Source organism: Shinella sp. HZN7, assembly GCF_001652565.1.
Classification (GTDB): domain Bacteria; phylum Pseudomonadota; class Alphaproteobacteria; order Rhizobiales; family Rhizobiaceae; genus Shinella; species Shinella granuli.
The window spans coordinates 4,566,363-4,577,886 of the sequence record NZ_CP015736.1 but is presented as its reverse complement, the minus strand read 5'-3'; the positions used below and the strand labels follow the sequence as shown (position 1 = coordinate 4,577,886).

The window sequence follows — 11,524 nt, the reverse complement described above, 5'->3', positions numbered from 1 at the left end:
GCCCCGCTTTCTGACGGGGCTGAAAAAGACGGTCCCCGGATCGGGGTGATTAAAAGAGCCGTGAATCAGGCTGATTCAACAAGTATCGATCGTCGTAGTAGCGTGGCGTGCAAATACAGGAGAACGGCGGTCGGGCGATGCTATTGATCCACGCGCGCTGAAGCCTATGAATCGCTCTCTGTCGCGTTGGGCGGCGACTCGCCGACATCTTCAACGATCTCTTGCCGAAGTTTCGGTCCCTGGGCCAAGCGCCGTCCAAGGGCCGCGATGAACGCCTCGTAGCGCTTCCCGACCATGGCGCGCGCTGCCTGGGCTGCGGGCTCGGGCAGCGCCGGCGTCGTGTTGAGCCAGAACCGGATGAATACGGCCATGGTCTCGACGGAGATCCCGATGTCGCGCTCCATGCGGTTGAGACGGCGATCGATCTGGTCGAGGCGTTTGGCGACCACGGCTTCACGCCGCTCCGCGTCGTCCGGCGACAGGAAGGACGCGATGGCGGCCTCTGCGATCAGGGAGAGCGGTTGTTCGCGTCGGCCTGCATAGTCCGATAGTGTCGCCATGATGTCGGGGGCGAGATAGACGGAAATCGGCACCTTCTTCTTGCGTCCGGGCATGGTGCTACAGCTCCATGCCGTCATTGGGATCGAGCGAGACCTGGCGGGCAACGCCGCGCATGACGCGGGTCAGCCGCTGGTTGCGCGCGGCGTCGTCCTCTGTGTCGTCAGGCAAATCGATCTCAAACTCATTGTCGATCGGCGCCTTCTTTTCGATGGGGTTCACCCGGTTGAGTTCGGGCTGATGCCGACGTTCGGACTCGGTGGAATCCTCTTCGTTGTCACCGCTCGTCGTTGGCGCAGCGTTTTCGGTCATGTCCGGGCGCGCGGGGATCGGCAGCTTGCTCCAATCGTCGGGCCGACCTTCAGCAGGCCGCGCCAGCCCCGGCGGTGACATGATGCGTTCCTTGAAGCGGGCATCTTCATAGTAGCGCGCCTTCTTCGCCCGGATCGGCGGCGTCCCGGCGACCATGACGATCTCGTCGGTCGGCGGGAGCTGCATGATTTCGCCTGGTGTCAGGAGCTGACGCGCGGTCTCCGAGCGCGACACCATCAAATGGCCGAGCCAGGGCGAGAGCCGATGCCCGGCGTAGTTCTTCATCGCCTTCATCTCGGTCGCGGTTCCGAGCGCGTCGCTGACCCGCTTCGCGGTCCTTTCGTCGTTCGTCGCAAAGGAAACGCGCACATGGCAGTTGTCGAGGATCGAATTGTTCGGGCCGTAAGCCTTCTCGATCTGGTTCAGCGATTGCGCGATCAGAAAGCTCTTGAGGCCGTAGCCCGCCATGAAAGCCAGCGCGGACTCGAAGAAATCGAGGCGGCCGAGGGCGGGAAACTCGTCGAGCATGAGCAGCAGGCGATGCCGCCCGGCCTTTGCTTGCAGATCCTCGGTGAGACGGCGACCGACCTGATTGAGGATCAGGCGTATCAGCGGCTTGGTGCGGTTGATGTCGGACGGCGGCACGACAAGGTAGAGCGTGGTCGGGAGCTTGCCGCCCACCATGTCGCTGATCCGCCAGTCGCAGCGCCGCGTCACCTCGGCAACGACAGGATCGCGGTAGAGACCGAGAAACGACATGGCGGTGGAGAGCACGCCCGAGCGTTCGTTGTCCGATTTGTTGAGCAACTCGCGCGCGGCGCTGGCGATGACGGGGTGCGGCCCTGCCTCGCCGAGGTGGCTGGTCTTCATCATCGCGGCAAGCGTCGACTCGATCGGGCGCTTTGGATCGGACAGGAAAGCGGCGACGCCGGCCAATGTCTTGTCGTCCTCGGCGTAGAGCACATGCAGGATGGCGCCGACCAGCAGGGCATGACTGGTCTTCTCCCAATGGTTCCGCTTTTCGAGTGAGCCTTCGGGATCGACCAGGATGTCGGCGATGTTCTGGACGTCGCGGACTTCCCATTCGCCGCGGCGCACCTCGAGCAGCGGATTGTAGGCCGACGATTTGGGGTTGGTCGGGTCGAACAGCAGAACGCGGCCATGCCGGGCGCGAAAACCGGCGGTAAGCTGCCAGTTTTCCCCTTTGATGTCGTGAACGATGGCCGAGCCCGGCCAGGTCAACAGGGACGGCACAACCAGGCCGACGCCCTTGCCCGATCGGGTCGGGGCGAAGCAAAGCACATGCTCGGGGCCGTCATGACGGAGATAGTCGCGGTCATAGCGGCCGAGCACGACACCGTCGGGACTGAGCAGGCCCGCGGCTTTCACCTCGTCCTTTCCGGCCCAGCGGGCGGAGCCGTAGGTCGCAGCGCTTTTCGCTTCGCGGGCGCGCCAGACCGACATGCCGATGGCGACGGCTATGGCGATGAAGCCGCCCGACGCCGAGATCATCCCGCCCTTGGCGAAGACCTCCGGCGCGTAGGCGTCGTAGAAATACCACCACCAGAAGAACGCCGGCGGATAGTAGATCGGTAGGCCGAACAGGGAAAACCAGGGCGCGCCGAGCTGCGCCTGAAAGCCGAGGCTCCATGCGACATATTGCGTCGCCGCCCAGGTGGTGAGCAGTACGATGAGGAAGACGACGGCGATCTGGCCCCACAGGATTTTGGTTGCGGACATTGCGGCGGTCCTTTCTTCTTAGGTGATTAGAGGCCAAGCCCCCGCTTGCGGCCGAAGCTCCAGTCGACACCGCCGTCGCCGCGGGCGACCCCGGAGACGTGTTTGCCGAGCTGGCTTTCGAGGGACGGAGACCAGGGCACGAGCTGGAAGCCGAGGCCGTCATCGATCATCGCGAAGCGGCCGGATGCGAGCGTCATGCGCTGGCGATAGGTGCCGGCGACATATTCGCCATTGCCGGCCGCTTTGAACGGCTGGCCTGTCTCCTTCGCCAGCCGGTCGGCAACAGCGCCCACCTCACGGCGGCGAAGCGTCTCGATCAGGTTGCGGCTGAAGATGACGCGGCGGCCTTGCTGCTCGGCGAGACCTTCGTGGACCAGATGCTCCGCCCGTTGTCGCATCGCGTGCCGCACCTCGGCGCCGAAGCCGCCCTCCGACATGGCGACGGGTTCGCGGGCGATGGATTGCCGGTCGAGCCAGGTCGCGCCCGAGGCGTTCACCTGATGCTCGAGATCGAGATCGGAGCGGACGGCGAGCGCGACGCGGCGTTCGCCGCGAGCATCTTCGAAGGTGCGCAGCTCGACGATCGAGCCCGGCGCGCTGTCCCCCGCCGCATCGAGATGCGGCAAGCGGATGTGGTGGGTCCGGCCATCGACGCCGTCGACCACGGCGTAGGCCGTTCCCTTCAGCTCGTCATCGAGGCCGCGCTCGACCAGACGGCCGATGACCGGCACATCGAGGCTTTCCCCTGCCAGGACGTAGTTGCCCGAGCCGCGGTCGATACCGCGTTCGGTGAGTGCGCGGTGCATGCGCTTGATGATGTCGCCGCGTTCGCCGAGCTGGCGCAGCGTCACCTCAGCCTGATCGTCGATCATCCACTGGCCAGGTCCGACTTCGCTGGCGAGGCCGAGGGCTGCGAGTTTGCGCAGGCGGCCCACCTTCTCGACGGCGTAGGCGTCGGACTGGCGGCCGACCTCCGGGGCGACATCGATGACGCCGGCCTTTCCAGCGTCGCGGACAAGCTGCCGATCAAGCTGTGTCCAGCGCTCCGCCTCGATCTGGCGTTCGAGCGTGCGGCGAATATCGAGATCCGTGCGCGGGCCAAGCTCCTGTGTGATGAGGTCACGCGCGCGATCGCGCATGCCCTCCTTGATGTAGTCGCGCGAGATCACGAGGTCCTGGCCGTCGTCGCGGACGCCGCGCACGATCAGATGGACGTGAGGATGCTCGGTGTTCCAGTGATCGACCGCGACCCAATCGAGCCGCGTGTCCAGGTCCCTTTCCATCTGGCCGACAAGATCGCGGGTGAAGGACTTGAGGTCCGACATCTCCAGGGCGTCGTCCGGTGAAACGATGAAGCGGAAATGATGGCGATCATCCTCGCATCGCCCGGCGAAGGCGCGGCCATCAGCTTCCTCCGTTCCCGGCCCGAACAGCCGGGCCTTTTCTCCGTCACGGGTCACGCCATCGCGGCGGAGATAATCGAGATGCGTGCCGAGCGGCGCGGTGCGTCCGGAGTGCCGCACGACACGGGCCTTGATGACTGCGCCGCGCGTGCGCGCGGTGATGAAGCGGTTCGCCTGGATGCTGGCGCGCTGGCCGTGGCCGAAGCGCGAGCGATTGGCGGCAACGACGCGCCCGGAGCGCGAGACGCCGCCGCCCGCCTTCTTCGCGGCGGCCAGCGCCTGCGCGATGAAGGGCCGAGCTGACTGCGCGCGGGTTGACCGGATGCGCCCAGGCCGAACACGAAACTCGTGGTCATCGGCCATGACGCAAGCCCGCAATGTGCGAAAAATCGCGCTGATACAGGCAATTGGGCGTCAGGCGCACATTGCCGATGAGCACGGCAATGTGCGGAGCGCGCCAAAATATCCTGCAAATACAACCGCCCGACCGCCGCGCAATGTGCGGCCTTTTATCCTGCCATCGTGCGGTTGTGGTGCCTGCCTCTCCCCCTTGTGCCCTCCATGTCACGCCGGAATGCGACAGAGTGCGAAGGATACTTCCGCAGCTCATCGGGGCGTCCCCCCGTCAGAGCGAGCGACCACGATAGCGGCGTTCGAGTCTTCTGCGGTATCGGGAGCGCGCGCGGCGACGGAGGAGCGGCTGTCGCTCGACCGCGCGTTTTCCGATGGCGATGTTGCCGAACGAACGTCGGCGGAACGCACGACGAAGAGCGGGGCTTCCCGCCAATCCGGCGGCGGTGGCGGCGCAACCGATGGCGCGCTCGACGGCGATGTCGCGCCTAGCTGCGGAGCCAGCAGCGCGATGTAGGCGCGCGTTTCGGCGGGCAGGGCGCGGCCGGTCTGGACGTATTCGTCGTAGCGGCCAGGCCCCGCATTGTAGGCGCCGAGCATTGCGGGGATCGTGCGATAGCGGTCGAACATTTCACGCAGGTAGGCAGCGCCTGCGAGGATGTTGTCGCGCGGGTCGTAGGGGTCACGCCCGAGCCCATAGCGAACGCGAAGCGCGGCCCAGGTATCGGGCATGACCTGCATCAACCCGAGCGCGCCGGCCGACGATATGGCGCGCACATCGCCGGCGCTTTCGGCGCGTTTGACGGCGACGATCCAGTGTTCGGGAATGCCGAACCGCTGCGAGGCTTCGGTGACGAAGGGAGCGTGCGGATCGCCAGCGACCGTGCGCGCTGCCGACACAGACTGGGCAAGAGCGGCATCCGTTGCGCCTGCTGCGAGGGCCAGGCCGGAAAGGAGAAGGAAGGCCATGCGCCGGACGGCGTGATGCCGCCCGCGCGCATCACGATGGCTCATCGTTGGACGGGGACCGGACATCGGTCAGTCCTTCCCGGCGCGGTCGCGCGGGCGCGACCAGTGCAGCGACCAGGCGTTTCCGGCGTCATCGTCGCGGAACAGATTGGCGCGGATCGGCTGCGGCAGCGCAGGATCGTCGATCAGTACGGCAACGTATTCGCCCGCGCGCTCGCCGGTGCGTTTCCAGCCCGCGCCGATTTCGGGGCCGGCTTCGGCTTTGCCATCGTCGCTGGCGTGAACGCGGTAATCCGGCGCGTTCTCGGCATCGGAGGGCTCTGCCGGCACGATGACGACATCGCGGAAGAGAGTGAACGTCTCCAGCTTGCCGGCGAAACCCGTGTCCTGGCGCGTGAATTGACCAATCTGAGGCATGATGACTTCCTTTGCGGCGGCGTTGGGAAAGCCATCGGTGGGCGCCGCCCCCGCCGATGGCGAGGTGTTCATCGCGTCGGTGCGCGCCATTCGAAGCGGCCCGTTCCGTCCTCGTCGGTCCACAGGGGGACGGCGCGGCCGATGATCTGGTCAGTGGAGGTCAGGCCGAAATAGCGACCGTCCAGGCTGTCGCGGACCTGCCAGTTCATGAGGAAGACTTCGCCGGTCGGGATACGGCGGCAGCCCTGCCAGACCGGGAGGTCGCGCCCGGCGCGATCACGCGGCAGCGCATCGCCCATCTCGACGCCGTCGATCGTGACGGAGAGGTTCGAGCGGCAAACGGTCTGCCCGGAAACGCCGAGGATGCGCTTCAACAGCGGGACGCCTTTGGGAAGATAGCCGCGTTCGGCCATGAAGGTTGCGAGCGGCTCGGGCGCATCGACGGCAATGAGATCGGTGACGTCGAACGGGCCATCGACGTCGATCGTGTAGAAGCCGATGGGGGCGCTCGCCGATGCGTTCCACAGGAGCTTGATCGGCATCGGGGTGAGCGCCGGATAGCTGATGCCCGTGGTCGCGAGAGCCATGACGAGGAAGAGACCGCCGCGCGTCACGACCGCGTCCTCCGGCGCAGGAGGAAGGCGCGATGCTGGTCGAGCGTATAGGAGCGCGGCTGATGTCCAGCCGCCATCCGATTGTGGACGTGACGCCAGTGTTCCGGTGAAACGGCGTCCGCCTCAATGCCGATCGCTTCAATGGCATCGACGTGGCGCAGCACGTCTTCGACCTTTGGCCATCCGTCGATCCTGAGCAGGATTTCACCGCCCGGCCGGACAAAGGGCAGCGTTTGGTAGGGCTCTCCGGGCTCGACCGCGCGCACGATGTCGATGCGCGAGATGATCGTGCCGAAGTCGTTGGCCGCCCATCGCACGAACGCGAATACGGTGTTTGGACGGAAGGAGACGACACGCCGGCGGCGGTCGAGGATCTGTTCATGCGCCTCACGGCCGAACCTGATCCAGTATTCGATCTTCTTTTCGATCCACGTCAGTTCGACGTGGGTCATGCTGTCATGGGGGAGCGCTGACGGCAGCGGGCCGCCACGCATGCGGGGAGCCGCAGTGCCGGTCATGTGGGGTCTCCTGATGTCGAGGGGAATTCACGCGCGAGTAGCTCGCGCAGCATGTCGGCGACGGTGACGCCGCGCCCGAACGCGGCGATCTTGATCCGTCCGCGCAGTTCGGGCGTCACATCGATGGTGAGCCTGGCGGTGAACGCAGCGACGTCAGCGGCGCGTGGTGCGTTGTCCGCAGCCTTGATCCATTGGTCGGGATCGGCGGGGCGCGAGGCGAAGCCACGACGCGGGGATCGTTCGTTCATTGTGCGCCCCCGTCGATCCGCAGACGCAAGAGTTCGTCGGCGAACGCTGCGATCTCGCGTGTGGCCGATGTCGCATCGGCGAGTTCCGCGACCAGGCGGCCGGTCTGCGCAGCGGCGGCGAAGGCGATACGTTGGCCGATGGTGGCGGCGAGCAACGGTGGATCGTGATCGGCCAGGGTCTCGGCCGTCTCGCGGGCCAGGATGGTGCGCGCACCGCAGCGATTGAGCACGAAGCGGGCGACCAGTTCCGGGCGATAGACGCGGGCTTCGCGGAGCAGCGCCAGCATCTCGGCCGATGCCCAGCCGTCGAGCGGCGACGGCTGCACCGGGATCAGCACGAGGTCGGCGGCGAGCAGCGCCGAGCGCATGAGGGCTGCGACACGCGGCGGGCCGTCGATGACGACGTGGTCGACATCGCGGGCCAGCTCCGGCGCTTCGCGGTGGAGCGTGTCACGCGCCAGGCCGACGACGCCGAACCGGCGCGGCAGGCCCTCATGGCTGCGCTGCTCAGACCAGTCGAGGGCCGAGCCCTGTGGGTCCGCGTCGATCAGCGTGACGCGCTGACCGCGCCCGGCGAGTTCGCCCGCGAGGTTGAGCGCCAGCGTCGTCTTGCCGACACCGCCTTTCTGGTTGAGGAACGCGACGATCATCGCGCACCTCCAGGCCGATCGAGGAGCGGAAGCTGATCGGGGGAAGCCGGCTCGCTCTCTTTCCGGCCCGTCTGAGCTGCTGGAGCACCCTTGGGCGGTGATTTGCCGGCGGCGCGGAGGTTCGCTGCGGCGGTGCGGATGAGGTTTTCCACATCGCGCGCGCGCTCTTCAAAGTTAGATTCTTGGTTAGACTCTAAGTTAAGGGCGCGAATCCGCCCACGATTTCCGGATGTTAAGGCCGGACTGGGTTCCTGATGGCACGAGCCTCGGGTTCCCGATGGCACGATAGGTCGGGTTCCCGATAGCACGAGGCTGTCCACAGGTTTTCCACAGGCGGCCAGTGGCTCGAAAGCCAGCAGCGTGCGCCCGCCGATTTCCACTTCGAGCGACAGGATGTAGCCGGGCAGTGGTTGGCGCCGCACGATGTCGCGCAGTTCGAAGGCGAAGCGCTTGTACGGCGACAGGCTGCCGGATTTGAGGTGGAGGTGGCGCAGGTCGAAACGCCAGCCACCGCGCTGACGGCCGCCGTGTTTGCGCACGATGCGGTAGAGCCAGCGATCGAGGCCGCCGGTGAGATCGAAATAGGCCGGATCGATGGTGAGGATGAGCGCGTCGTCGAGGACGGCCTTGTAGAACCAGTCGGGGACGATCAGCTCGATGCCATCCGGTCGTCCTTGGCGATCCGTGCGCTCCTGCCACTCGTTTATCCACGAGAAGCGGTGACGGCGGCCTTCAGCGGGCTGGCGGATCGACGTCGAGATGGTGGTCGATTGCAGCCGGTCGAGCGCGGCCTTGAGCCGCTGATAGTCGCGCATGGATGTGCCGCGCCCGACATAGGTGAGGATTTCATAGGGGGTCGCCGCCATCAGACGCGAGGTGCGCAGGCCCGCGTCGCGGGCCTCGACGATCTGGCTGGCGGCCCAGATCAGGATGTCGGCGTCCCAGATCGTGGCCATGCCATGATCTGGAACGGCCTCTACCCGGATGGAGACGCCGCCCGCCGAAAAGTCGATCGGCGCTATGCGGTGTGATTTCGAGAGGGAGAAGAAGGGATAGGCCATGAGATCCTGCGCGTCTCGTGGCGCGAAGTCGCCGGGAAGCGCGCGAAACAGGTCGAGCTGCCCACGCTCCGAAGGGTCACGACGACGCACCACCATGAAAGGGACCAGCCACGATCAGCGTGCGTATCGGCCGGCGATCTGGCCGGTCGGTAGCGTCTGGCGCTTTGCGGGAAGCACGGAGCCGCGCGGATCGGATGTCGAGGTCACGGCGCCGCGCTCGGCCCAGGTCTCCAGATCGTCGACCGAATAGACGACGCGCCCGCCGAGTTTGTGATAGGCTGGACCAGTGCCGTAGGTGCGGTGCTTTTCGAGGGTGCGCGCGGACAGGCTGAGAAATTCAGCGGCTTCCTTGGTTCGCAGGTAGCGTGGCGGGAGCGCGGCGGTATCGGGTCGCATTGGGCGGGCCTCCGTGGGGTTGCTGGGGGCCGCTGGCGATCAGCGGCTGACAGCGACAACGGTGGCGGAGAACCTCCGGCGGGATGGATGGGGGACTTGGGATGGCTAAATTCCCCACCCCTGTCGTTGGCGCAGGCTAGGTGCGCCGACGATGCCGAAGCAGGTGCAGATAGCCGCCATCGATGAGGGCCAATCCGGCTTCGGCGAAGGCGATCACGGCATCCCGCAGCGGCGAGGTCTTCCAAGGGTCGGTATCGATCCGCGCCGCGCCATAGATTGCGATGGCGATGTCGCGATAGGTCGCCCCGTTCATGCGGCCGTCAGCAGCACGAAGTTTGAGGCGAAAGCGGCGGCGCTGCTCGGCGGTCATGCGCGTGTCGCGCAATGGCGGACGCTGGAGCCAGGCGCGCGCGAGGCGTGTCAGCGCATCAATGCGATCGAGGATGTCGTCATCGATGGGGACGACCGCCGCAAGCTGGTCGTGTGCGGATATGCCGGGTAGGAAGAGTAGCTGGAGGTCGTGCTCGGGAAGACCGGCATAGGCTCCTTCAGGGCCATCACGGCCCGCAGCGAACCTGTCGGCGAGGCTGTTTGAGCTGGACGGCAGAAAGTTCGGCCGTGCTGTCAGAAAGAGGACGGCGGGATCGCTCCGCGGCGACCACACCACCTGTTGCTGTAGGGCAGAACGACCTGGTCTTGCAGGGAAATCGCAACCCCCAGCGCTGCTGCCTGTCGTCAGGCAGCGGCTGAGTCTCGGCGCCAGCATCGACCAGTCTGGCGTAATCGTCCTGATAAGGGCGGTATCTGCGAAGGCACTCCCAGGCGAGACCTTCGATCGGAAGTGTATCGAAGAAATCGTAGCTGCGGTCGTCTCGCCAGTTCGATGTATCGGGCCTCATCGCATCAACTCTCCCGCGTGGTGCGCGTAAGTCGAGCGTGTGATTTTTCGGGGTGCGACGAGGGTGTTGGAAGCCCGGAGGAGGGCATTGCGTGATGTCGAAAGGGCATCACGCAGGTTCGTAAGCCTCTCAGCGGTGAGCCGGTCGCAGGAGATGCCGATAGCCGGTGTGTGTCATCCAGCGGGCGCGTTCGAGATGGCTGTCATGGATGCGTCGGCAGCGTTCGGGTTCACGGGCGGGATCGAGGTCGAACAGCACCCGCACGGCTTCCTCCCAATGCGCGCCGTCAGCGGCCGCATCCAGCAAGCGCATGTATAGTTTGGCGTGCGACTTGTCGTAATCGGTGAGATCTTGCCCCGATGGCGCGAGGTCCTGGAATGGTGCGGTCATGGTGCAGACTCGGCGAATATGCGGTGCCTGTCTATTATCCATGTTTGATCCGAAATGGAGGCAGCGCGAATGATGAGGAGCCTGGCTGCCCACAGGTCAGCGTAAGCCTGTAGATCGGTTCGGCTTGTTTCCGCGATCATCGACCAGCAGCACTCCTTGCCCTCGGTCGGTCGACAGGAAGACGATTCCGGCAGCTTCCAAGGCCCTGCGTGCCTGATCGCGCGTCGTCTCGTACACATCGAGCCCACTTTCGGATTCGAGGCGCTTGAGCGCGGTCAGCGATAGGCGGGCCTTGTCAGCGAGCGTCTCCTGTGTCCAACCCAGCAACGCGCGTGCGGCCCGTGATTGTCGGGCGGTGATCATGCATGATCACCTCCCATCGCAACCGGCGCGCGCTCCAGAACTACGGCTATTTTAGTCGTATTGGCCTGTTTCTGCCAGCTCAAAGAGGTTGCCGAAGGGCCGTGTCGTGCTGGCGCCGATTTGCTGATTCGGGCAATCGAGGCGTTGTCGTCAGTGAAGCGAAGGTTCTGCGGGCTGGCTTTTGCAGTAAAGCTGGAGAGCGCGCCTTCGGTTTGACCCGACTATTTGGGGCACGCATCTGCGATCGGGTGCGATTTGAGCAGGTAGGCGGCCCCGACCTTTCGGTCGGGGCCTCGTGACGCCGCCTCAGTCTGCGCGGCGGCCGTTGGGGCGGGACCAGATCAGCGAGTAACCTTCGCCGTCCTCGTCATCGAAGAGGTTGGCGTAGATCGGAGCGTTGAAGCTCGGATCGTCGAGCTTGAGGCCCAGATAGTCGCGGCCCTCGTTGGAGCGCTTGGACCAGGCGGCGCCGATCTCGGCGCGGCCGACCAAGACCCGGTGGCTGGGGGCGTTCTCGCCGCTGGCGCGCAGGTCGGGGACGATGCGCACGCCCTTGGCCTGGACGCTGAGGGTGACGATTTCGCCGCCGAATTCGTTCGAGCCGGTCTTCTTGAAGGTGCCGATGGTCGCCATTG

The 11,524-nt window shown here is 65.6% G+C and carries 16 protein-coding genes; all 16 read right to left on the bottom strand.

Going from position 1 to position 11,524, the window contains the following annotated elements:
* Window positions 1-164: 164 nt before the first annotated feature.
* On the bottom strand, window positions 165-614 hold the full coding sequence (locus shn_RS21950) for a hypothetical protein (protein WP_064332291.1): 450 nt from the start codon (window positions 612-614) through the stop codon (window positions 165-167).
* Between the two features lie 4 nt (window positions 615-618).
* A complete protein-coding gene (locus tag shn_RS21945) occupies window positions 619-2,610 on the bottom strand; it encodes a conjugal transfer protein TraG (protein ID WP_064332290.1) in 1,992 nt (663 codons plus the stop codon).
* Between the two features lie 26 nt (window positions 2,611-2,636).
* A complete protein-coding gene (locus shn_RS21940) occupies window positions 2,637-4,376 on the bottom strand; it encodes a VirD2 family relaxase/mobilization nuclease (RefSeq protein WP_064332289.1) in 1,740 nt (579 codons plus the stop codon).
* Window positions 4,377-4,619: 243 nt separating this feature from the next.
* On the bottom strand, window positions 4,620-5,399 hold the full coding sequence (locus shn_RS21935) for a lytic transglycosylase domain-containing protein (RefSeq protein ID WP_084438226.1): 780 nt from the start codon (window positions 5,397-5,399) through the stop codon (window positions 4,620-4,622).
* Between the two features lie 3 nt (window positions 5,400-5,402).
* Entirely contained in the window at window positions 5,403-5,750 is a 348-nt protein-coding gene (locus shn_RS21930; protein WP_045811420.1) for a DUF736 domain-containing protein, read from the bottom strand.
* A 68-nt stretch (window positions 5,751-5,818) separates the two neighbouring features.
* On the bottom strand, window positions 5,819-6,364 hold the full coding sequence (locus tag shn_RS21925) for a S26 family signal peptidase (protein WP_064332287.1): 546 nt from the start codon (window positions 6,362-6,364) through the stop codon (window positions 5,819-5,821).
* Window positions 6,361-6,882, bottom strand: a complete 522-nt coding sequence (locus shn_RS21920) for a DUF2840 domain-containing protein (protein ID WP_064332286.1) — start codon at window positions 6,880-6,882, stop codon at window positions 6,361-6,363. The genes shn_RS21925 and shn_RS21920 overlap by 4 nt, the downstream gene beginning before the upstream one ends.
* Complete coding sequence (locus shn_RS21915; protein ID WP_064332285.1) at window positions 6,879-7,130, bottom strand: hypothetical protein; 252 nt, start codon at window positions 7,128-7,130, stop codon at window positions 6,879-6,881. The genes shn_RS21920 and shn_RS21915 overlap by 4 nt, the downstream gene beginning before the upstream one ends.
* The gene (parA, locus tag shn_RS21910; protein ID WP_064332284.1) at window positions 7,127-7,780 is read right to left on the bottom strand and encodes a ParA family partition ATPase; all 654 of its coding nucleotides are present in this window, start codon (window positions 7,778-7,780) and stop codon (window positions 7,127-7,129) included. Before parA ends, shn_RS21915 begins: the two co-directional genes overlap by 4 nt.
* Window positions 7,777-8,937, bottom strand: a complete 1,161-nt coding sequence (locus shn_RS21905) for a replication initiator protein A (RefSeq protein WP_064332283.1) — start codon at window positions 8,935-8,937, stop codon at window positions 7,777-7,779. Before shn_RS21905 ends, parA begins: the two co-directional genes overlap by 4 nt.
* Window positions 8,938-8,955: 18 nt before the next feature.
* A complete protein-coding gene (locus shn_RS21900; RefSeq protein WP_012110094.1) occupies window positions 8,956-9,237 on the bottom strand; it encodes an AlpA family transcriptional regulator in 282 nt (93 codons plus the stop codon).
* A 136-nt stretch (window positions 9,238-9,373) separates the two neighbouring features.
* Window positions 9,374-9,901: a DUF2285 domain-containing protein gene (locus tag shn_RS21895; protein WP_371328577.1), complete on the bottom strand. Its 528-nt coding sequence runs from the start codon at window positions 9,899-9,901 to the stop codon at window positions 9,374-9,376.
* Window positions 9,795-10,136, bottom strand: a complete 342-nt coding sequence (locus shn_RS37115; protein WP_245337339.1) for a transcriptional regulator domain-containing protein — start codon at window positions 10,134-10,136, stop codon at window positions 9,795-9,797. Before shn_RS37115 ends, shn_RS21895 begins: the two co-directional genes overlap by 107 nt.
* A gap of 129 nt (window positions 10,137-10,265) precedes the next feature.
* On the bottom strand, window positions 10,266-10,526 hold the full coding sequence (locus shn_RS35170; RefSeq protein ID WP_047167743.1) for a DNA -binding domain-containing protein: 261 nt from the start codon (window positions 10,524-10,526) through the stop codon (window positions 10,266-10,268).
* 96 nt (window positions 10,527-10,622) lie between these two features.
* Window positions 10,623-10,889, bottom strand: coding sequence for a helix-turn-helix transcriptional regulator (locus shn_RS21885; protein ID WP_045811379.1), 267 nt, complete (start codon window positions 10,887-10,889; stop codon window positions 10,623-10,625).
* Window positions 10,890-11,195: 306 nt separating this feature from the next.
* Window positions 11,196-11,522, bottom strand: coding sequence for a DUF736 domain-containing protein (locus shn_RS21880; RefSeq protein ID WP_041535876.1), 327 nt, complete (start codon window positions 11,520-11,522; stop codon window positions 11,196-11,198).
* Between the last annotated feature and the right edge of the window lie 2 nt (window positions 11,523-11,524).